This window comes from Microbacterium sp. (assembly GCF_051860965.1).
Classification (GTDB): domain Bacteria; phylum Actinomycetota; class Actinomycetes; order Actinomycetales; family Microbacteriaceae; genus Microbacterium.
This window is the reverse complement of the sequence record NZ_JBIMKU010000008.1, coordinates 67,688-88,621: the sequence shown is the minus strand read 5'-3', so window position 1 is coordinate 88,621 and position 20,934 is coordinate 67,688. Positions and strand designations below refer to the sequence as shown.

Annotated in this window: 16 protein-coding genes; 5 read left to right on the top strand and 11 right to left on the bottom strand. The window is 70.9% G+C overall.

The window, feature by feature from the left end:
* Positions 1–20 precede the first annotated feature (20 nt).
* Genes ACTIFV_RS15490 through ACTIFV_RS15475 form a run of 4 tightly spaced genes read left to right on the top strand, consistent with a single transcriptional unit; the run spans position 21 to position 4,421 of the window.
* Positions 21–497 (top strand): DUF2975 domain-containing protein, encoded by a 477-nt coding sequence (locus tag ACTIFV_RS15490; protein WP_439593695.1) that lies wholly within the window; start codon positions 21–23, stop codon positions 495–497.
* Positions 497–754: a helix-turn-helix domain-containing protein gene (locus ACTIFV_RS15485; protein WP_439593694.1), complete on the top strand. Its 258-nt coding sequence runs from the start codon at positions 497–499 to the stop codon at positions 752–754. Before ACTIFV_RS15490 ends, ACTIFV_RS15485 begins: the two co-directional genes overlap by 1 nt.
* Positions 751–3,840 carry a hypothetical protein gene (locus tag ACTIFV_RS15480; RefSeq protein WP_439593693.1) on the top strand — a complete coding sequence of 1,030 codons (3,090 nt, stop codon included), beginning with the start codon at positions 751–753 and terminating at the stop codon, positions 3,838–3,840. The genes ACTIFV_RS15485 and ACTIFV_RS15480 overlap by 4 nt, the downstream gene beginning before the upstream one ends.
* Positions 3,798–4,421 (top strand): SCO7613 C-terminal domain-containing membrane protein, encoded by a 624-nt coding sequence (locus tag ACTIFV_RS15475; protein ID WP_439593823.1) that lies wholly within the window; start codon positions 3,798–3,800, stop codon positions 4,419–4,421. The genes ACTIFV_RS15480 and ACTIFV_RS15475 overlap by 43 nt, the downstream gene beginning before the upstream one ends.
* Positions 4,422–4,491: 70 nt before the next feature.
* Here the strand turns inward: ACTIFV_RS15475 and ACTIFV_RS15470 are convergent, their stop codons facing one another.
* The gene (locus ACTIFV_RS15470; protein ID WP_439593692.1) at positions 4,492–4,899 is read right to left on the bottom strand and encodes a transferase; all 408 of its coding nucleotides are present in this window, start codon (positions 4,897–4,899) and stop codon (positions 4,492–4,494) included.
* 261 nt (positions 4,900–5,160) lie between these two features.
* On the opposite strand from ACTIFV_RS15470, the gene ACTIFV_RS15465 reads away from it, so the two are divergent.
* The gene (locus tag ACTIFV_RS15465) at positions 5,161–6,780 is read left to right on the top strand and encodes a PucR family transcriptional regulator (RefSeq protein WP_439593691.1); all 1,620 of its coding nucleotides are present in this window, start codon (positions 5,161–5,163) and stop codon (positions 6,778–6,780) included.
* Positions 6,781–6,786: 6 nt separating this feature from the next.
* Here the strand turns inward: ACTIFV_RS15465 and ACTIFV_RS15460 are convergent, their stop codons facing one another.
* The 10 genes from ACTIFV_RS15460 to ACTIFV_RS15415 form a co-directional block, all read right to left on the bottom strand.
* Positions 6,787–7,056: a helix-turn-helix domain-containing protein gene (locus ACTIFV_RS15460; RefSeq protein WP_439593690.1), complete on the bottom strand. Its 270-nt coding sequence runs from the start codon at positions 7,054–7,056 to the stop codon at positions 6,787–6,789.
* A gap of 80 nt (positions 7,057–7,136) precedes the next feature.
* Positions 7,137–7,487 carry a cupin domain-containing protein gene (locus ACTIFV_RS15455; RefSeq protein WP_439593689.1) on the bottom strand — a complete coding sequence of 117 codons (351 nt, stop codon included), beginning with the start codon at positions 7,485–7,487 and terminating at the stop codon, positions 7,137–7,139.
* Positions 7,484–8,920: an NAD(P)/FAD-dependent oxidoreductase gene (locus ACTIFV_RS15450; RefSeq protein WP_439593688.1), complete on the bottom strand. Its 1,437-nt coding sequence runs from the start codon at positions 8,918–8,920 to the stop codon at positions 7,484–7,486. Before ACTIFV_RS15450 ends, ACTIFV_RS15455 begins: the two co-directional genes overlap by 4 nt.
* A gap of 151 nt (positions 8,921–9,071) precedes the next feature.
* The gene (locus ACTIFV_RS15445; RefSeq protein WP_439593687.1) at positions 9,072–10,727 is read right to left on the bottom strand and encodes an amidohydrolase; all 1,656 of its coding nucleotides are present in this window, start codon (positions 10,725–10,727) and stop codon (positions 9,072–9,074) included.
* A 91-nt stretch (positions 10,728–10,818) separates the two neighbouring features.
* Positions 10,819–11,685: an ABC transporter permease gene (locus ACTIFV_RS15440; protein ID WP_439593686.1), complete on the bottom strand. Its 867-nt coding sequence runs from the start codon at positions 11,683–11,685 to the stop codon at positions 10,819–10,821.
* On the bottom strand, positions 11,682–12,611 hold the full coding sequence (locus ACTIFV_RS15435) for an ABC transporter permease (RefSeq protein WP_439593685.1): 930 nt from the start codon (positions 12,609–12,611) through the stop codon (positions 11,682–11,684). The genes ACTIFV_RS15440 and ACTIFV_RS15435 overlap by 4 nt, the downstream gene beginning before the upstream one ends.
* Positions 12,604–13,788, bottom strand: a complete 1,185-nt coding sequence (locus ACTIFV_RS15430; protein WP_439593684.1) for an ABC transporter substrate-binding protein — start codon at positions 13,786–13,788, stop codon at positions 12,604–12,606. Before ACTIFV_RS15430 ends, ACTIFV_RS15435 begins: the two co-directional genes overlap by 8 nt.
* 43 nt (positions 13,789–13,831) lie before the next feature.
* The gene (locus tag ACTIFV_RS15425; RefSeq protein WP_439593683.1) at positions 13,832–14,995 is read right to left on the bottom strand and encodes an ABC transporter ATP-binding protein; all 1,164 of its coding nucleotides are present in this window, start codon (positions 14,993–14,995) and stop codon (positions 13,832–13,834) included.
* 275 nt (positions 14,996–15,270) lie between these two features.
* Complete coding sequence (locus ACTIFV_RS15420; RefSeq protein ID WP_439593682.1) at positions 15,271–16,044, bottom strand: DNA-formamidopyrimidine glycosylase family protein; 774 nt, start codon at positions 16,042–16,044, stop codon at positions 15,271–15,273.
* A 113-nt stretch (positions 16,045–16,157) separates the two neighbouring features.
* Positions 16,158–20,849: an ATP-dependent helicase gene (locus ACTIFV_RS15415; protein WP_439593681.1), complete on the bottom strand. Its 4,692-nt coding sequence runs from the start codon at positions 20,847–20,849 to the stop codon at positions 16,158–16,160.
* Positions 20,850–20,934 lie beyond the last annotated feature (85 nt).

The window sequence follows — 20,934 nt, the reverse complement described above, 5'->3', positions numbered from 1 at the left end:
CGTTTATCGATAGGTGACTCATGCATCGCTCCACGATCGCCGTTCTCAAGGTCATCATCGCGGCGCTTCTCCTGCTGCTGGTGTGCTGCCAGGTCTTCATCGTTCCCGCCGTCGCGGCGCAATCGGCGTGGCGGTATCACGAGATCGCGTACCTTCAGATCCCCGGCATCGTCGTCGGCATCCTCTTCCTCCTGTGCGTCCAGATCGTGCTGGTGTGCGTCTGGCGCCTCCTCTCGCTCGTGCGCGAGGACAGCATCTTCAGCGAGTCGGCCTTCCCCGACGTCGACGTGAGCCTCGGCGCCGTGGTCGGAGCGACGGTCCTGGTCGTCGTGACGCTCGTGACACTCATCGCCACCGGCGTCATGACGCCCTCCATCGCGCTCCTGTGCGTGCTCGGAGTCGTGGTCGGGGCGGGGCTCTCGCTGCTGGTCGTCGTCCTGCGGGGGCTTCTGCGCAAAGCATCCCGACTCGAGCACGACCTCTCGGAGGTCGTGTGATGCCCATCGTCATCAACCTCGACGTCGAACTGGCGAAGAAGAAGATGTCGGTCGCCGAGTTCGCCGCGGCCATCGACATCACCCCTGCGAACGTCGCCGTGCTCAAGAACGGCCGCGCCAAGGCCGTGCGCTTCACGACGCTCGACGCGATCTGTCGCGTTCTCGAGTGCCAGCCCGGCGACATCCTCGTGTACGTCGAAGACGACGGCACCGCCGGCGACGTCGACGCGGCGATGGATGCCGGAGCCGACGCATGAGCGGCGTCACGGTCCGTCGCTCCCGTTGGAGCGACGCCGCCATCGCGCGGCTCAACGACCGCCTGCACTGTCCCTGGTGCGAGCAGACCCTCGCCGGTCCGCGCTGCACGCGCTGCGGCGCCGACTACTCGATCGACGGCATCGGCGCCCAGCTGTGGGACGCGTCGCAGGCCGCCGTCGCCGCGCTCGAAGCGCGCCAGGCGGTGCTCGACAGGGTCTCCATCGGCCCCGCGTCGGTGCCCGCTCCGGCGCCTTCGCCGGCTGTTCCGCCCGCCAAGATCGTGTCGGCACCGCCGCGCTCGAGCGCGACGGTGCAGTCCGTGCTCGCCGTCGCGGGAGCCGGACTCGTGGCCGTCGCGGCGATCGTCTTCACGTTCTTCAACCCCGACCTGACCGACGCGCTCGTGCGCGGGCTGCTCGTCGGAGGCGTCACCCTCGTGTTCCTCGTGGGCGCTCGCGTGCTCGTGCGGCGCGGTCTGCAGTTCTCTGCCGAGGCGGTCGGCGCTCTGGGCCTGGTCTTCCTCGGGCTCGACATCCAGGCCCTCACGGCGATCGCGCCCGATCACCCGTGGACGGTCGCCGCACTGTCGACCCTCGCCGTGGGTGCGGCGATGGTGTGGGTCGCGCAGCGGCTGCGGATCCGCGTCTGGCTGTGGGGATCGCTCGTCGGACTCGCGTTCGTGCCTGCGATGGCGGGCTTCGCCGTGGACAGCCGCGTACTTGGCTTCGCGGGCACGGCGGCCGCTTCCTTCGCGCTGCTCGCCGCGACGCCCGCGCTCGCGCGGCGCTTCGGTGCGGCGTTGCGCGCGGAGCGCGGGACGCTCACGGCGATCCAGCTGATCGCGGTCTTCGCCTCGCTCGCCGCCGGAACGCTCTTCGGGGAGCTGCCGGTGAGCGCCGTGACGGCGTCGCTGTCCGCGCTTCTGGCGGCGTTCTCGGGGCTCGCCTTCTTCTCGACGCGCCATCCTCTGCCTCGGCTGTGGAGCTTCCTGGCGGGATGCCTCGGCACAGCCGCCGCCGTCGCTCTGCCCTTCGCGCTGTGGCCGGGCATCGACGGCGGCTGGTGGATCGCCGTCATCGCAGCGGCCGCCGTCGTCGGCGCGAACGTCGTCGCGGTCGCGTCGCCTGTGCCCCGCACGACCGCTCGGGTGTTCGTGTCGGCGGGTGCGCTCACCGTCGTGGCCGTGACCGCTCTGGCCCCCGTCGTGACCGCGCTGCTGTCGGGGCTGATGACCGTGACCCGTGGTGACGAGCTCTCCGAGTGGTCGAGCGGCGTCTCCGGTCAGGTCGTGACCACCGTCGCCCTTGCGGTCCTGGCCGTGGGTCTGCTCGCCTTCGCGCGTCTGGACGCGCGCCTGCATCCCCCCGCCGCGCAGATCGTTCCGGATCGGACGGATACCTCGATTCCGGCGCCGCCCGCGCCGATCGGCACGCGCTGGGTCGGCGATCTCGCACTCTGGTTCGCGGGACTCGCCGCGCTGACGGTGCTCAGCATCCCCAGCATCACTCTTCCGGGTCGGGTCGCGATCGGACTCGGATTCGCCGCGGCTGCGGCCGGCGGCCTCGCCCTGGTCGCGTCGCGTCGCCCTGTGCGTCCGGCCGTCCGCGTGCCCATCGTGGCCGGCGCCCATCTCCTGGTGCTGCTCGCCATCGTGCTGTCGTGGCGCGAGACCGGTCTCGCCGTCGTCGTGGGCGCGGTCGTCGTCGTGGTGATCGCCGTCGTGGCGGCGGCGATGCCGGCATCCATCCGCTTCCTGCACGTGGGTGTCGGCTATGCATACGCGCTGTTCGTCTTCGCCACGGCCCTCTCGCTGCAGGGCGTCGGCGATATCGCCGCACTGTGCCTCACGACGTGCGCGGGCGCCGTCACGGCGATCGTCGCGACCTACCTGCCGTTCGTCCGCCGCCGCGCGTGGTACGCCGTGCTCGCCGTCACGGCGGTGCCGTTCCTGCTCGGTGTCGCGCAGGTGCTCGTCGAGCGCAGCGGCTGGACCGCCCTGTCGACGAGCCTCATCTTCGGCCTCGCGCTGACTCTCGTCGTCGCGCGGCGACCGGGCCTGGGCACTCCGCTGAGAGTCATGTCCGCGGCCCTGCTCGTGCCTTCGCTCGCGGTCGTCGTCGTGTGCCTGGGCGCCCAGCTGCTCGCGGGCAGCGGCTCTCCCGTCGTCCTGCCGATCATCGCGCTCATCGTCGCGCTCGTGCTGCCCGTGACCGGCGTCGTGCAGGCGGGGCTGTCGCGGCGGATCGGAGCGCGGGATGCAGCGCTCGCGCGCATCGCGATCGAAGGGTCGACGCTGCTCACCGCTGTCATCGCCGTCGCACTCGCGCTCCTGCGAGAGGCCGCGGGACTCACGACGACGCTCGTCGTGCTCCTCGTCCTCGGCGCGGGCGGAATCGCGACCGCGTGGTGGGCGGGTCGGCGCTACGGCTGGGCGATCGCGGGAGCCTCGTTCACCGGAGCGCTGTGGTGCGTCTGGGGGCTCACCGGTGTCGCCACGGTCGAGCCGTACCTCCTTCCGCCGGCACTCGGCGTCGCGGTCGTCGGCGCGATCCTCACGGCCCGCGGCGTCCGCTCGCTGCCGCTGTACGCCGCCGGCCTGTCGATCGCGGTGATCCCCCTCGTGGTGCTGACCGCCGTCACGGGTCCGCCGCTGCGCGGCTACGCGCTCGTCGCGGCGGCGTGGGCGCTCGTGGCGCTCGCAGCGCTCTTCGGCGGACCGTCCCGACTCGCCCGGCGGATGCGCGTCCTGCGACCGGCGACCCTGGCCGTGGCCGTCGTCGCCGCCGCCGCGGGAGCCGTGCTCGGCGTGCGGTTCGGACTCGGACTCGCGCCGGTGCCCGAGGGCGTGCCGACGATCGTGGCCGCGCTCGGGATCGCCGCGATCGGCGCCATGGCCGCGGCGATCGCCGGGGGATGCTGCGTCGGTCGGCAGCCGAGGGATCCCGGCTCGCGACGACACGCTGGGTGCTCGCGCCGGCGCTCGTCTACGTCGTCGTCGCGGCGTGGCCGTCCATCGAGCGCGACTGGTTCACGATCTGGACGATGTGGACGCTCATGCTGCTGCTCCTGGTCGCCGTCGTGCTGATCGCGCGGGCGGGGGTGCGAGGTGCGACGACCTCGCCGCCCGTCTGGTTCGTCTACGGGCTCGCCTTCGCGACCGCCATCGTGGCCTGGAGCCCGCGCGATCTGCGCGTCGAGTTGTTCTCGCTCCCGCTCGGGCTCGCTCTGCTCGTGGCGGGATCGCTCGCGATGCCCGCGGCATCCACCCGCCCCGACCGGCGCACGCTCGCGAGCTGGCCCGCAGGCTTCACCGGCTCGTGGCCGCTCCTGGCTCCTGGGATTCTCGTGATGCTCTCCGCATCCGTCGCCGCGACCTTCACCGACCCGCTCACCTGGCGCGCGATCCTCGTGATCGTGCTCGCGCTCGTCGCGATCCTCGTGGGCGCGAGTCGGCGTCTGGCGGCCCCGTTCCTCATCGGCATCGTCGTGCTGCCGGTCGAGAACGCGATCGCGTTCCTGGTTCAGATCGGCCGCGGGATCGAGTCGATGCCGTGGTGGATCACGCTCGCGGTCGTGGGCGCCGTGCTGCTCATCATCGCCGTGACGTACGAGCGCCGCGCCGGAGAGGAAGCGGGCATCGCGGCACGGCTGCGCGACCTCGCCTGATCACGTTCGGGCCGTGCCCGTGCGTGGGCGTCGCGTGTGAGACTTCCGGCGCGGCGAGCCGCGCGCCCGGTCAGGCGGCCAGGTGGAGTCCGCGCTTGTCGGTGGCGATGCTGTCGCCGTCGGCGATCGTGATGTCGTCGCCGATGAGCGAGCCGACCGCGACGCGCGCGCCGCTGCCGACGTGCGTGCGCACGCCGATCTTCGATCCGGCGCCGATGGCGGCACCCGAGCCCACGTAGGCGTGCGGTGCGATGTCGACGTTGGGCCCGATGACGGCATCCGCTTCGACCCAGACGCCCCGGCCCACATGCGCACCGGCGGCGATCTGAGCCCCCGGCTCGACGTAGGCTCCCAGTTCGACGACGGCGGTCGGATGCACCTTCGCGCCGTGCGCGATCAAACCACGGCCGTTGACGTGCTTGCGATAGCGCAGCGTCTCGCCACGGTCGTTCTCGATGTCGACGTAGTTCTTACCCACGGTCCCCTCCTACGGCCCTGAAATTGAGCCGAGTACAGGAATAACTCCGACGGTGCCGGATTCATTCCCACGTATGCAGCACATTCGCTACTGAGTACTTCTCCGGATTGGGAGCCTTTCGATGCAGCGCGGGTATCAAGAGTGAGGGGGAGTCGCGTCCGGACAGATCGTCTAGGCTGGCGGGACCGGTGCCCTCAACCAGGAATAGACGCGATGGTTCCCGAACATCGACAAGAGCGAAGCATCCATACGGATCGTCCGGTGAGCAGAGCCGCTCACGAGATCCTGCCTACGGTGCGCGAAGTTCTCGCGCTGGATGCCGTCGCCCAGGGCGTGCCCGAAGTGCTCGTCGGCGACGACGCGCTCGACGCGCCCGTGCGCTGGCTGCACGTCTCCGACAGCGCGGGTGTCGCGCGGCTGCTGGACGGGGGCGAGCTGCTGCTGTCGACCGGGTCCGCGTGGCCGACGGAGGACGCCGCGCTGCGCGACTTCGTGGGCGGGCTCGCCGATGCCGGCCTCTCGGGAGTGATCCTCGAACTCGGCACCCGGTTCGAGAACGCACCGGCCGTGCTCGTGGAGGAGGCGCGCGCTCGCGGGCTCGCGCTGGTCGTGCTTCATCGTGAGCTCAAGTTCGTCAGTGTCACCGAGGCCGTCCACGAGCGGATCATCTCGGGTCAGACCGAGGCCCTGCGCGCGCGCGACGAGGTGCGCGAGCGGTTCACGATGCTCGCGCTGCGCGGCTCGCCGGCCGACTTCATCGTGCAGCAGCTCGCTCAGACCCTCGGCGCGCCGGTCGTGCTCGAGAACCGCGCGCACGAAGTGATCTCGGCCGAGGTGCCGCTCGCGCTGCAGGAGGAGCTCTTCACGGAGTGGGAGCTGCGCTCGCGCTCGGCGCATCGACGCGTCGACCAGCGGCGCGAGCGCGGCGGCGTCCCGACGCCTGACGAATGGCTCGTCGTCCCGGTCGAGGCCCGTGGCATCCGGTGGGGACACCTCGTGCTGCTGCCCGGCCCCGCGCATGCGGCAGGGCGGTCCGCGGTGCTCGAGCAGGCGGCGATCGCGCTCGCCGTGGGTCGACTCGCCGACGGCGAGAACGACGAGTGGGGCCGCATCAGCCGCCGGCGGCTCGTCGACGGTCTGCTCGCCGGGCGCTTCGCGGGTGCGGGTGGGGCCGCGGCGCGTCTCGAGGCCGCGGGACTGCCGCTGCGAGGCGCGCAGCTCTACGGCATCGTCGCACTGGGCGCGACGGTGACGGCCGAGACGGTGGATGCCGCGGCCCGCTCGCTGCGCGGCCGGGCCATCGTCGGCTCGCCGCCCGAAGGCTTCGGAGCAGCGGCCGCGACCGTGCTGCTCTCGCTCCCGCGCGACGCGCACTTCGACGATGCCGCGGCGCTGCGGTTCGGCCGGGCGATCGTCGAATCCGGACCGGACGCCGATCGTCTCGTGCTCGCGGTCGGGCAGGAGGCGGACGGCGTCGAGGCGGCGATCGTCTCGCTGCACGAGGCCGTAGATCTCGCGCGGGGGAGGCGACGGCGCACCGGCGCGGGTCCCCACCTCCGCCGCGCCGAGGATCGTCCCCTCGTGCAGCTCATGACGGCGCTGCGTGGGGATCACCGGGTGATCGAGCACGGCGAGCGGATGCTGGCGCCGCTGATCGAGCACGATCTGGCACGCGGCGGAGACCTGCTCGACGTGCTCGAGGCGATGCTCGCGCATCCGGGCAACCGGACGGCCGCGGCATCCGCCTCCCACCTCTCGCGCTCGGTCTTCTACCAGCGACTCGCGCTCATCGAAGAGCTCCTCGCGGTCGATCTCGACGACGGCGAGACCCAGACGGCGCTGCACATCGCACTGCTCGTGCGGCGCTCCGCAGGCCGCTGAGCCGGCTCAGCCGGCCTTCTGCGTGCCGGCGCGGGGTTCGAAGAGGTCGAGGGTCAGACCCTCGAGGAGCCGGCCGGGGTCGGTGTCGAGCGCGATCGCGATGCGCATGAGGTTGTGGACGTTGGGCAGCGACCGTCCGCTCTCATAGCTGCGGATGTTCGACGAGTCGATGCCGGTCTTCGCGGCCAGCTGGTCGTGCGTCATGGTGTACCGGCGGCGGGTCTCGGCGATGCGCGCGCCGACATGGGCGGCGGCAGCGGACGCGACTCGAGCCATCCATCAAGCGTCCTGATTCGAGGTTGGTCGTGCCAGGGTGAAAGTAGCCGGGTACTAGTGCCGATGAACCATCTCGGGTGCTACGGGGCGATGTAGACCTTGCGCAGTGTCGTGCGCACCGTCCAGACCGTCTTCATGCCCTCTTCGAGCCGGACGATCGATCCCGGGCGCAGCTCGATCGGCGGCAATGCCGGCTCTTCGAACTCGATACGACCATCGCCGGCGAGGACGACGAAGACCTCGTCCGACTCGACGTCGCGCGAGACGCCCGGCGTGTGCTCCCACACTCCGACGGTGCGGCCGGATGACTCGTCGAGATCCAGGTAGCGCGTGAGCGGTGCACCCGACACGGCCTTGTCGAGTTCGACGGGCTCGTACGGCACGGGGAGGTGCGCGGCATCCATCGCCACGCCCGACGTCAGACGCGTCACGAGTCGAACCCCAGCCCGAGGGCGTCGAGCGTCTTGAGCAGCACATTGCGCCGGCCCTGGTTGTGATCCGCGCGATCGAGCGACCATCGGGTCGCGTTGATCCCGATCGCCGCCGCGGGCTCGGGCGGGAAGGGGAGCGGACGCTTGCGCACCATCTCGAGCTCGGTGCGCTCGGTCTTCTCGCCGGCGAGAAGGTCGAGCATGACCTCGCCCGCGAACCGCGTCGCGGCGACGCCGAGGCCCGTGAAACCCGCCGTATAGGCGACGCGCCCGCGCCGGGCCGTGCCGAAGAACGCGCAGAACTGCGTCGACGTGTCGATCGCTCCGGCCCACCGATGCGTGAACCGCAGACCCTCAAGCTGCGGGAAGGTTGTGAAGAAGTGGCTCGCGAGCTTCTGCCACGACTCGGGGCGGTTCTCGTAGGCCGACCGCACGCGCCGCCCGTAGTGGTAGACCGCGTCGTAGCCGCCGAAGAGGATCCGGTTGTCACGGCTCAGCCGGAAGTAGTGGAACTGGTTCGCGAGATCGCTGATGCCCTGGCGGTCCCCCCAGCCGATCTCGTCGAGCTGGTCGTCCGACAGCGGCTCGGTCATGAGCACGTAGTCGTAGACCGGCACCGTCATGAGTCGATTGCGCGCGAGGAGCGACGGGAAGACGTTCGTCGCGAGTGCGACGTGCGATGCCGTCACACGGCCCTCGGCGGTCACCACCTCGACACCCGAGGGGGTGTCTTCGAGCGAGCGCACCGGCGAGCCCTCGAAGATCGTGACGCCGGCCTCCTCGGCGGCGCGCGCGAGCCCCGCCGCGAGCTTGCCCGGATGCACGAGCGCGTTCGAGTGCTGCTCGAAGACGGCTCCGAGGAACGTCGGTGAAGCGACCGAGGCGCGGACCTCTTCGCCGCTCATGCGCACGACGCCGTCCTCGCCGCGGACCGCGGCATCCGTCGCCCACTCGTCGAGCCATTCGAGCTGATGCGGCTCGGTCGCGACGGCCAACGCGCCCACGCGCTCCCAGTCCGCGTCGATGCCGTAGGCGGCGATGTCATCGCCCATCGCGTCGAGGTTCGCGAGTCCGAGTCGATCCAGTTCGTCGATCTCGTCGGGCCAGCGCGTCAGGCCGTTGTCGCGACCGTGGGTCAGGCTCGCCTCGCAGAAGCCGCCGTTGCGACCCGACGCCGCCCAGCCCACCGACCTGGCCTCGACGACGACGACCCGCAGACCCGGATCACGCCGCTTCGCGTGCAGCGCCGTCCACAGCCCGGTGTAGCCCGCACCGACGATGACGAGGTCCGCGTGCACGGTTCCCGTCAGGGCCGGTCGGCGGGGTGAAGCCGGCAGATCGTCGAGCCAGAAGACGCTGCGGGTGCTGCCGGCGAGGCTCTGGGCGACGATGGATGCCGCGGGTCGCTGCCGCTCGTAGACCGTGGTTCCCACGGGTATCACTCCTTGTGCGATGGATGCTGGCTCGATCGTCGCCCCAACGGCGGGACGAGACCAGGGAATGCGCCGAGAACCGGACGATTCGACCGGATCCGTTCCGGTTCTGAGCACATCTCCTGCTGTCGTGACGGTGACGCGGCGCGGCTCACGCGTCCGTCGCCGCGTACACGCGCTCGCCCTCGACGAACGTCTGCAGCACGCGCGTCGCACCGATCTCATCGGCAGGACCCGCGAACGGATCACGGTCGAGCACCGCGAGATCGGCGAACTTGCCGACCTCGATCGTGCCGGTCGTCTCGTCGAGATGATTCACCCACGCCGATCCTGCGGTGTAGGCGGTGAGCGAGGTCGCGAGGTCGATCGCCTGCTCGGGGAGGAACGCGTCGTACTCGCCCTCCTCGTAGCCCGGTGCGGCCGTGCGGTTGACGGCGGTGTGGATCGCCGCCATCGGGTTCGGCGTCGACACCGACCAGTCCGAGCCGGCGGCCAGCACGGCCCCCGAACGCAGGAGATCGCCGAAGGGGTACTGCCAGGCATCCCGGGGTGCACCGAGGAACGGCAGCGTGAGCTCGATCATCTGCGGCTCGAGCGTCGCCCACAGAGACTGCATGTTGGCGGCGACGTCGAGTTCGCGGAAGCGGGGGATGTCCTCGGGATGCACGACCTGGATGTGCGCGATGTGATGGCGATGATCGCTGCGGCCGTTGCGACGGATCGCGTGCTCGACGGCATCCAGGCATTCCCGCACGGCGCGATCGCCGATCGCGTGGAAGTGCACCTGGAAACCCTCGGCATCCAGCAGCGGCACCGCCTCGTTCAGGATCGCGGGATCGACGAACGAGATGCCCGAGTTGTCGGTGAAGTGCCCGTGCCCGTCGCAGTACGGCTCGAGCATCGCGGCAGTGAAGTTCTCGGCGACGCCGTCCTGCATGATCTTGATGCTGGTCGCGGCGAAGCGCCCGCCGCGGTACTTCTCGCGCCGCTCGATCAGCGACGGGATCTGCTCGAGACCCTTCGAGCGGTCCCACCAGATCGCGCCCACCACGCGGGCGGTCAGGGTGCCCTGGTCGGCGGCCCGGAGGTAGGCGGGACCGGGGTCGCCCGCGTCGCCGTACGAGCCGACGATCGCGTCCTGCCATGCCGTGATGCCGTAGGAGTGCAGATAGCGCTGGCCGACCAGCAGGGCCTCGGTCAGTCGCTCGAGAGGCTCCTCGGGCAGCAGTCGGTTCACCAGTCCCATCGCCCCCTCGTGCAGGGTGCCCGAGGGATCGCCCGCGGCATCCCGCTCGATGCGTCCGTCCGCGGGATCCGGTGTGTCGCGGTCGATGCCCGCGAGCCGCAGCGCCGCGGAGTTCACCCACGCGCCGTGGCCGTCGCGATTGGGGAAGAACGCCGGGCGGTCGGGTACGACGGCGTCCAGCGCCTCGGCCGTCGGCGTGCCGCCGGGGAACGCGGACATCTGCCAGCCGCCGCCGAGGATCCACTCGTCGGAGGGATGGGATGCCGCGAACCGTCCGATCGCGTCGAGGTACTCGCTCGCCGTGCCGAGGTCGGCGAGGTCGCAGCGCAGCATGTCGAGGCCGCCCCACACGGGATGCACGTGCGCATCCTGGAACCCGGGTACGAGCAGCCGGCCGGCGAGATCGACGACCTCGGTCGCGGGGCCCGTGAGCGCGGCGATGTCGCGGTCGTCGGTCGAGATGATCCGGCCGTCGCGCACGGCGACGGCCGACGCGCGCGAGCGCACGGTGTTCGCCGTGAAGACGGGGCCACCCGTGAAGACGAGGTCGGCGTAGGACATTGCGGGATCCTCCCAGTGGTTGAGCGAGCCGAAGGCGGAACGACGCGTCGCGCCGCGCCCTCGCTCTGCGAACGGAGCCGAGCGACCTCGCTCAGCCGCCCGTCATGGTCCGCGCGATCTGCGTCGCGGAGTCGCCGGCGCGCTTGAGCACGAGGGCGACGAGAGCGAGCGCGACGAGCGTCAGCAGCAGCATGATCGTCGACACCGCCGCGATCTCGGGTCGGAGGCCCGATCGCACGGCGCTCAGCACGTAGACCGGCCACGGCGTGGACCCCGACACCTGCACGAACGCGGCGACGATCGTGTTGTCGAGGCTCAGCGTGAAAGCCAGGAGGAATCCCGCGAGCACGGCGGGCATCGCGAGCGCGAGCGTCACGCGCCGGAAGGTCGTGATGGGCTTCGCATACAGGTCGCCCGACGCCTCCTCGAGATTCGCGTCCATGCCGACGAGTCGTGCTCGAACGATGTACGACACGACCGCGGTCGCGAACAGCGAGCTGCCGATCGACAGACGCACGAGGCCGTCGTTGAACATCCCGATGCCCATGTCCTGCCCGAGCCAGACGAAGAACGGCAGGAGCGCGACGGCGTCGACGATCTCGGGCGTCACCGAGACGAGGAGCAGCAGCCCCAGGAACCACCACACCCACTTGCCGGGATGCCGTGCCATCGCGATGCCCGCGAGCGTGCCGAGCGCCGTCGCGATGATCGCCGCGAAGAGGGCGGTGATGAGCGAGACGCGCACGGCGTTCTGGATCGCGGGCTTCTCGAGGATCGTGAGGAAGGCGTCGAATCCGAAGCCGTCCCACGAGACCAGCAGGCGACCGGTGTTGAACGAGTAGATGACGATGACGATGATCGGCGCGAAGAGGAAGAGCATGACCAGCACGCCCCAGACGTTGAGCAGGGTGTCCGACCACGAGCGCCGTGTGCGGTTCACGGGTGCTTCGACGGTCATGCCGCGACCTCCACTCGTTCTTTCGCCGTGGCAGCGGGTGCGGGATCGAGCTCGAGCCGGTTCGCCATGCGGAACGGCAGCGACACGAGCCACACGATGACCGCCGCGACGGCGATCGTGAGAGTGATGACGAGCATCAGCAGCACGGCCATCGCAGAGCCCAGTGCCCAGTTCTGCGCGGTCTGGAACTGGCTCGCGACCAGCTGCCCGACCATGTTGCCCTTCGCGCCGCCGAGCACGGTGGCGGTGATGTAGTCGCCCATGAGCGGGATGAAGACCAGCAGCACGCCCGCCACGACACCCGGCTGCGAGAGAGGCAGCGTCACGCGGAAGAACGTCGACACGCGTCCCGCGCCGAGGTCCTTGGACGCCTCGCGCAGTGCCGGGCCGACGCGGTCGAACGCGACGAACAGAGGCAGGACCATGAGCGGCAGGTAGTTGTACACCACGCCGATCACGACGGCCGTCCGGGTGTAGAGCAGCTCGAGCGGACCGTCGATGATGCCGACCGACTGCAGGAGTCCCGACATCCATCCCTCCGGCGACAGGATCACCTGCCAGCCGATCGTCCGCACGAGGAAGTTCGTCCAGAACGGCACGAGGACGAGGGCGATGAGGATGCCGCGGCGTTCGGGCTTGACCTTGAAGGCCATCCAGTACGCGACCGGAGCCCCGATCAGGAAGCACAGCACGGTGCCGATGATCCCGACCCAGAGCGTGTTGGTGAACGTCGCGAAGAACGTCGGCGACATCGCCTCGAAGTAGCGGTCGAGCGACAGGATGTCGTTCGCGTGCGTTCCGAAGATCCCGGGCTTGTAGCCGAACGAGAACCAGACGACCATCGCGACCGGCGCGACGAAGAAGACCGCCAGCCACGCCCACGCCGGAACGGCGAGGTACGCGCCGGCGGACTTCGACCTAGGCACCCGCAGCGGCCTTCATCTCGTTCCAGATCGCGACGCGGGTGGTCTGCGAGTCGTTGAGCTCCTGCTCGTGCATCGTCTCGAGCTGCTCCGGCGAGAAGAAGATCATGTCCGTGAGCTCGAGCCCGGACTCCTCCGCGCCCGCCTCCATGTCCTTGCCGCCGACGTTGTAGCCGATGTAGTCGAGGTTCAGGGCGAGGCTCTCGGGCGAGAGCGAGAAGTTGATGAAGGCGTGGGCGGCCTCGGGGTTGGGTGCGCCGGCGGCGATCGCCCAGTTGTCCATCCACAGTTCGGTCACGGGCCCGGGCAGCACCCACTGCCAGCGCTCGGGTTCGCTCGACTCGAGCAGGCCGAGTCGCGCATCGCCGTTCCAGGCCTGCATGAGCGCCTGCGTGCCCTGCGGGATCGCGTTCGTGCCGGGATACGAGTCGAACGCCGACACGTGCGGCGCGATCTGCTCGACGAGGAACGCGCGGCAGTCCTCGAGCTGCGCTTCGTCCTCGGTGTTCCAGTCCAGGTCGTTCGCCCAGAAGTAGGCGCCGATGATTCCCGCCGGGTCGTCGGACATCGACGTCTTGCCGCTCGCCTCGTTCTGGGCGGCGTCGAAGAAGTCGGCCCACGTCGTGAGCTCGCGCGTGATGACGTTCTTGTCGTAGACGAAACCGGTCGTGCCCCACGCCTTGCAGACGGAGTAGTCGTTCGTCGGGTCCCATGCGCGGCCGAGGTAGGCCGGGTCCATGTTCGCGAGGTTCGGGAGGAGGTCCTTGTTGAACTTCGTCAGCAGCCCGTTCTCGATCATCTGCGGGATGAAGACCCCGGTCGGCACGACGATGTCGTAGCCGGAGGTGCCCTTGGCGGCGATGAGCTTCGCGATGAGCTCCTCGTTCGACGAGTACGAGTCGAGGGTGACATCCGGGCCGAGCTCGGACGTGAAGGCCGCGACGACGTCGGGCGAGTCGTAGTCGCCCCACGTGTAGACCGAGACGCTGTCCTCGAGGTCGCCTCCCGTCGCCTGCGGCGCGGGGGAGCCGCCACCGCTCGGCGTGCACGCGGCGAGGAACGCGGCGCCGCCGGCGATCGCCGCGACGCTCAGGAACCGTCGGCGCGACAGCTCGTTGACGATGCGCGGCACCGCCTCTTCCGGTGCGAGGATGCGGAGCGGGGTGCGGGAATCGGGCATCGGGTTCTCCAGGGATCGGGTGAGGGACTCGGTGTCGGGACGGCTACGCCGTGGGCGGGGCCACGTAGCCGCCTTCCTCCGCGGCGGCGTCGCGGGGGAACAGGAGCACGTGCTCGGGCGACCAGGTGCACGTGACGGCGTCGCCGACGCGCAGGGACGGGGCATCCGGAGTCGGACGCCGCACGATGAGCGACTGGTCCGCGCCGAGGCGCACGAGGTACTGCATGGTGTCGCCCAGGTGCGAGACGCCGATGAGCTCGCCGCCGACGGAATTCGGCTCCGCCGCGGCATCCGTCCCCGCGGCGATCCGGATGTTCTCGGGACGCACGGCGGCCTCACCCTGAGCGACGCCCGTGAGGGGGGAATGGATGCTGCGCACGAGCGCGTGCGTCGCGTTCACTGCGGCGCCCTGCTCGACGACGTCCCCGACGAAGAAGTTCTGCTGACCGACGAAGGCCGCGACGTACGCGGACGCGGGGCGCGCGTAGACGGTGTCGGCGTCGGCGAGCTGCTCGATGCGGCCCGCCCGCATGATCGCGATGCGGTCGCTCATGGAGAGAGCCTCGCCCTGGTCGTGCGTCACGAAGACGAACGTGATGCCCAGGCGCGACTGCAGGAGCTTGAGCTCGAGCTGCATCTCCTCGCGCAGCTGCCGGTCGAGCGCGCCCAGGGGCTCGTCGAGCAGCAGCACGGCGGGGCGATTGACGAGGGCGCGGGCGAGCGCGATGCGCTGCTGCTGACCGCCCGAGAGCTGGGTGGGCTTGCGATCCGAGAACCGGCGCATCTGCACCATGTCGAGTGCGGCCGAGACCTTCTCGCGCACCTCCGCCTTCGGGGTCCGACGCTGCTGCAGCCCGTAGGCGACGTTCTCGGCGACCGACAGGTGCGGGAACAGCGCGTAGGCCTGGAAGACGGTGTTGACGTCGCGGCGATACGGCGGAGCGGAGAGGACCGAGGTCCCCGAGATGCGGATGTCACCCGCATCCGGATGCTCGAAGCCCGCGATCATCCGCAGCGTCGTCGTCTTGCCGCACCCCGACGGGCCCAGCAGCGAGATGAACTCGCCCGGCTCGATCGTGAGCGAGAGGTCGTCGACGGCGACCTGATCGCCGTACCGCTTGGTCACCCTGTCGATGACGACGCTGCCGCGTGCGGGCGCTCCGTCCACGGGTCGCGGGGTCGCCTGCGCATCGGTCGCCGTGCTCACCTGGGAAGGCCTCCTGGTGTCGGGTCCGCGCGCCGGTGCGCGGTCGGGTCGGGTGTGCGGGTATTCCAATACATCCGCATGCACCGCACAATGCCGTTTCGAACGATCCGGACGATTCGCGGCGGCAGTCGCCGCGGGCGGGACAGATCGTCCGGCCGAGCGTTACATGCGGGTTTCGGGCGGGTGTTCCCGATGCGCGGGGCCGGGTCGCGCGAGCCCGGTCGCGCGCGCGGAGTCGGCCGTGGTTTCGACGCTGCGGGTGGTGGATGCCGGGGTCAGGTCTGGCAGGTCGGGCACCAGAACACGTTGCGCTCGCGCGTGGGGTCCGCGCCGAGCGTCGTGGCACGGATCTGCGTGCCGCACCGGCGGCACGGTGCGCCCTCGCGGCCGTACACCCAGAAGCGCCTTCCCGGCTTGTTCTCGCCGGTGAACGTCCGGTTCGACCGATCGCGATTCGCCCGGATCATGCGGGTGCCGAGATCCACCACCGCGCGTGCGTCGATGTCGGTGCCCGGTGTGTGCGGGTCGATGCCCCGGACGAACAGGATCTCGTTGGCGTACACGTTGCCGAAACCCGCGACACTGCGCTGATCGAGAATCGCGACGTGCGCCGCACGGGGGTCGGCCTGCACGCGCCGAGCCGCCTCCTCGGCATCCCAGTCCGGCCCCAGCGGGTCGGGGCCGAGGTAGCCGACGAGCGTATCCTCCTCTGCCCGGGGCACGAGGTCGATGTCGGCGATCTCGAAGCCGACGGCCTGCCACTCGCGCGTTCCGACGATCGCACGGGCCTTGAAAGCGGGCTTGCGCCACCTCTCACCCCGACGGTAGACGTGCCACTCGCCCTCCATCTTGAGGTGGGAGTGCAGCGTCCAGTCGCCGATGCGATGCAGCAGGTGCTTGCCGCGCGGCACGACGTGCTCGACGACGAGTCCGGTCAGATCGGCGGTCGCGAAGCGCGGCACACGCAGGTCGAACTCGGTCACCTCCGCGCCCGCGAGCACGTCGTCCATGCGATGGGCGGAGCGGTAGACGGTGTCGCCCTCAGGCACGAGCGCTCCCTCGAGTGCGCCACACTCCGGCGAGCGCGCCGGGTCGAACGTGGCGCGCGAGACTGAAAGTGGCGCGGTCGCGTGAGAGCAGCGCCGGCCGCACGGCCACAGCGTCACGCACGGGATGCCTCGCGCAGCGCGTCGCCGGCCGTCAGTCGCCGCAGCGTGAAGCCGCGCGGGGACTCGACGAACCCGGCATCCCGCAGCTTCTGGCCGATGCCCGTGCCGAACACGATCGCGCCGTTGACCTGCTCGATCGTGAGCGTGTCGAGCTTGCGGGCGCGTGCCGTCGTGACGAGGTCGCGCGCCGCGGCGGCGAGCGCATTCTCGTCGCCGGTGAAGGCGAGTGCGGACTTGCCCCCGCGCTCGAGGTAGAGCGTCAGCACGCCGTCGACGAGCACCACGAGGGCGCCGGCCTTGCGGCCCGGCCGGTGCGAGACACCCTCGAGCGCGGGCCACGCGAGCGCCGCGCCGTACGGATTGGCGGGATCCGTCGCTGCGAGCGTCACCGCACGGTGCGGCGGCGGATCGGGAAGCCCCGCGAACTCGCGAAGACGATCGACGGTGTTCGAGGCCGCGAACTGCGCCGCGCCGAGCTTCTCGATGACGTAGCCGCGTCGACAGTGACCGGCCTCTTCGAACCCCGCGAGGATGCGATAGACCTGCGCGAAGCCGCCGGGTACGCCCTCGGACTGCACCGAGCCGCGCGTCACCACGCCGTAGCGATCGAGCAGCAGGCTCGCGGCCGCCGTTGCGCGCAGCGCGGCATCCGTCGACGCCTCGGGCAGGAGCGACCAGCGCCCCCCGATCGCGGGCGGTCGAGGCGGAACGGATGCCGCGACCGTGCGCACCGCCGCCCCGCGATACAGCCGTGCGCGCGGGGCCTTGCGCGCGACGCGATGCGCCGTCTTGCCGCCGCCGACGAGGGTGCGCACCGGCGCGAAGGTGTCGTTGGTCACGCGGCCCGACCACGTGAGCGCCCAGAGCGCATCGATGACCGACTGCTCGTTCTCGGCGCCGCTGAGCTGCTTCAGCTGCGCTGCGAAGTAGGCGCCTCCCGCGGCCAGGGCATGCAGCAGCTGATCTTCGAGCGAGCCGGGCGTGATCTCGTCATCGGGGGGCGCGAGGGTGAGGGGAGCGGCGTCGGCCGGATGCAGGGCGATCCACCCGTCGCGTCCGGGCAGCGTGCCGTGACCCGACCAGATGACCTCGCCCGTCGCCGTGAGCTCGTCGAGCATCGCGGGCGTGTAGTCCGAGACCCGGGCGGGGAGGATGAGCGACTCCCACGCGCTCGCCGGGATCGGCACCCCCGCGAGCTGTTCGATGACCGCGGCGACGCCGTCGATGCCCTCGAGCGGGCGGGCGATGTGCTGCCAGGTGGGCAGGAAGCGCGCGTACGCCTCGGGGGCGACGGGCTCGACACTGCCGCGGATCGCCGCGAGCGACCGCAGTCGCAGCCGCCGCAGCACCTCGGAATCGCTCCACTCGGTCTCGCCGTCGCCTCCCGGCGCGGCTTCGGGCAGGAAGAATCCGCTCGCGATGCGCCCCTGCGACTCGAGTCGCTGGAGCGTGTGGCGCGCGACCGCGATGCCGATGCCGAGGCGCGCGGCCGCGGCATCCGCCGTGAACGGACCGTGCGTGCGCGCGTACCGCGCCACGAGGTCGCCGAGCGGGTCGGCGACGGGCTCGACGAACGCGATCGGTATGCCGACGGGCAGCGCCACCCCCAGCGCGTCCCGCAGGCGGCCGGCGTCCTCGATCGCGGCGAACCGCGGCGCGCCGGCGATCGAGACCGGGATCACGCGACGCGCGGTGACGAGCTCTTCGAGGAGGGCGGATGCCTCGACCTCGGTGGCATCGCCGGACTCGGTCCGCTCGAGTCGGGCGGCGACCTCGGTGGCGTCGAGGGGACCCAGCATCCGCAGAAGATCCGCGACGCCCTCGACTCCGCGCGCTCGACGCTCGGGGTCGAGCCGCTGCAGCTCGCGTTCGTACTGCGCGATGATCGCCGGGTCGAGGAGCTCGCGCAGCTCGACCTTGCCGAGCAGCTCCGACAGCAGCGACGGGTCGACCGACAGGGCGGCGGCCCGGCGCTCCGCGAGCGGCGAGTCGCCCTCGTACATGAACGCGCCGACGTAGCCGAAGAGCAGGTCGCGTGCGAACGGAGACGGCTGTGCCGGCTCGGTCTCGATGAGACGGATGCGGCGGTCGCCGATCCCGCGGACGATGCGCAGCAGCGCGGGCACGTCGTAGACGTCCTGGAGGACCTCGCGCAGCGTCTCGAGGATGATCGGGAACGTCGGGTAGCGCCGTGCGACCTCGAGCAGCTGCGCCGAGCGCTGACGCTGCTGCCACAGCGGACTGCGACGGCCCGGGTTGCGGCGGGGCATGAGGAGCGCGCGCGCCGCGCACTCGCGGAAGCGCGACGCGAACAGCGCCGAACCGCCGACCTCTTCGGTCACGATCTGCTCGAGTTCGTCGGGCTCGAAGACGAAGAGCTCGGCGCCCGGGGGTTCGACCGTGGCATCCGGAACCCTCGCGATGATGCCGTCGTCGCTCGCGACCGCCGACCCCTCGACGCCGAGGCGCTCGCGGATGCGCGCGTTGACGGCGAGAGCCCAGGGCGCGTGCACCTTCATGCCGTACGGGGAATGCAGGATGACGCGCCAGTCGCCGACCTCATCGCGACCGCGCTCGACGGTCAGGTTCTTGTCGGTCGGAAGGGTTCCAGTCGCCTCGCGCTGCTCGGCGAGGTAGGACATGAGGTTGCCCTGTGCGAGGGTGTCGAGCCCGGCGTCCTGCAGGCGCGCGTGCGCGGCATCCGGCTTCGCGCCCGAGAGCTCTCGCGAGAACCTGCCGAGCGCCTCACCGAGCTCGGCAGGACGCCCGATGCCGTCGCCGTGCCAGAACGGCACCTTGCCGGGCTGCCCGAACGCCGGCAGCACGTTGACGCGGTCGTGGGTGATCTCGACGATGCGCCAGCTCGTCGTGCCGAGCGTGAACACGTCGTTGACGCGCGACTCGTACACCATCTCTTCGTCGAGCTCGCCGACGCGCGCGTTCTGGCTCTGCCCGGCGATGAACACGCCGAAGAGGCCGCGGTCGGGAATCGTCCCGCCGCTCGTGACGGCGATGCGCTGCGAACCGGGGCGCCCTGTGAGCGTGCCGTGGTCGCGGTCCCAGACGAGACGAGGGCGGAGCTCGGCGAACTCGTCGGACGGGAAGCGCCCGGCGAGCAGATCGAGCGTCGCCTCGTACGCCGAGCGGGGGAGCGAGCGGAAGGGCGCCGAGCGCTTGAGCGCCTCGTACCAGCCCTCGACGTCGAGCGGCTCGAGCGCGCACGCCGCGACGGTCTGCTGCGCGAGGATGTCGAGCGGATTCTGCGGCACGGAGATCGACTCGATCTGACCCGCGAGCATGCGCTCGGTGACGATGGCGGTGTGCAGCACGTCGGCGCGGTGCTTGGGGAAGAGCGCCGCCCGGCTGACCTCGCCGACCTGGTGGCCGGCGCGGCCGATGCGCTGGAGCCCCGATGCCGCGCTCGGGGGCGCCTCGACCTGGATGACGAGGTCGACGGCGCCCATGTCGATGCCGAGCTCGAGGCTCGACGTCGCGACGACGCACCGGAGGACGCCGGTCTTCAGCTCCTCTTCGACCTGCGCGCGCTGCTCCTTCGAGACCGAGCCGTGATGCGCTTTCGCGAGCACGGCCTCGGCGCCGGCCGTCGCTCCTGCTTGGGCCATGGTCGCTGCGGGTATGGCCTTCTCGGGCAGGTCGAGCCCCAGCCGCTCCGCGTAGATCTCGTTGAGTCGCCCGGTCAGACGCTCGCCCAGGCGCCGCGAGTTCACGAAGACGATCGTCGAGCGGTGCTGCAGGATGCGGTCGACGATCGCCTCCTCGACGTGGGGCCAGACGCTGCCGGTCACCTCCGACGGCTGCGGCACACGAGCATCGCCGAACCAGTTCTCGTCCTCGGCGTCGTCTGCAGCGGGCTCCGCCTCTTCGGCGCCGGGAGCGGGCGGCGGATTCAGCATGTCTTCCACGGGCACGACGACCGTGAGGTCGAAGGCCTTCGTCGCCCGTGGCGCGACGATCTCGACCGGGGCTGCTCCGCCCAGGAACCGCGCCACCTCGTCGATCGGCCGGACGGTCGCCGAGAGTCCGATGCGCTGCGCCGCCGCGGCATCCGGATCCCGCTCGCGACGCAGGTCGTCGAGCCGCTCGAGACTGACCGCCAGGTGCGCGCCGCGCTTGGTCGCCGCGACCGCGTGCACCTCGTCGACGATGACGGTGTGCACGTCGCGCAGCGTCTCGCGCGCCTGGCTCGTGAGCATGAGGTAGAGCGACTCGGGCGTCGTGATGAGGATGTCGGGCGGGTCGCTCACGAGCTTGCGCCGATCGGCCGACGTCGTGTCGCCCGATCGCACTCCGACGGTGACGTCGGGGAGCTGGATGCCCAGCCGCCGAGCGGACTGGCCGATGCCGACGAGCGGCGAGCGGAGGTTGCGTTCGACGTCGACGCCGAGGGCCTTGAGCGGCGAGATGTACAGGATGCCCGTGCCGGGCTTCGGCGCACCCCGTGTGACCTTCGAGGCGGGAGCGTCCTGCTTCGTGTGGAAGACGCGGTCGATGGCCCAGAGGAAGGCCGACAGCGTCTTGCCGGACCCGGTCGGGGCGACGACGAGCGCGTGCTTGCCGTCGGAGATCGCCTGCCATGCGCCCGTCTGGGCCGTCGTCGGCTCGGCGAACGCAGAGCGGAACCAGTCCTGCGTCGCAGGACCGAATCGCTCGAGCACATCGGCCATCCCTCCATCTTCGTCGGGATCGCCGACATCCGGGCGGGTGATCGCTCTGGGCGTGCACAGCGTCGGGGGATCCGGCGACACGCCG

Excerpts from the sequence above, each read along its gene's own strand:
- ACTIFV_RS15490 (WP_439593695.1), top strand. The coding sequence starts at position 21 with ATGCATCGCTCCACGATCGCCGTTCTCAAGGTCATCATCGCGGCGCTT.
- ACTIFV_RS15485 (WP_439593694.1), top strand. The coding sequence starts at position 497 with ATGCCCATCGTCATCAACCTCGACGTCGAACTGGCGAAGAAGAAGATG.
- ACTIFV_RS15480 (WP_439593693.1), top strand. The coding sequence starts at position 751 with ATGAGCGGCGTCACGGTCCGTCGCTCCCGTTGGAGCGACGCCGCCATC.
- ACTIFV_RS15475 (WP_439593823.1), top strand. The coding sequence starts at position 3,798 with ATGTGGACGCTCATGCTGCTGCTCCTGGTCGCCGTCGTGCTGATCGCG.
- ACTIFV_RS15460 (WP_439593690.1), bottom strand. The coding sequence starts at position 7,056 with ATGGCTCGAGTCGCGTCCGCTGCCGCCGCCCATGTCGGCGCGCGCATC.
- ACTIFV_RS15445 (WP_439593687.1), bottom strand. The coding sequence starts at position 10,727 with ATGTCCTACGCCGACCTCGTCTTCACGGGTGGCCCCGTCTTCACGGCG.
- ACTIFV_RS15440 (WP_439593686.1), bottom strand. The coding sequence starts at position 11,685 with ATGACCGTCGAAGCACCCGTGAACCGCACACGGCGCTCGTGGTCGGAC.
- ACTIFV_RS15430 (WP_439593684.1), bottom strand. The coding sequence starts at position 13,788 with ATGCCCGATTCCCGCACCCCGCTCCGCATCCTCGCACCGGAAGAGGCG.
- ACTIFV_RS15415 (WP_439593681.1), bottom strand. The coding sequence starts at position 20,849 with ATGGCCGATGTGCTCGAGCGATTCGGTCCTGCGACGCAGGACTGGTTC.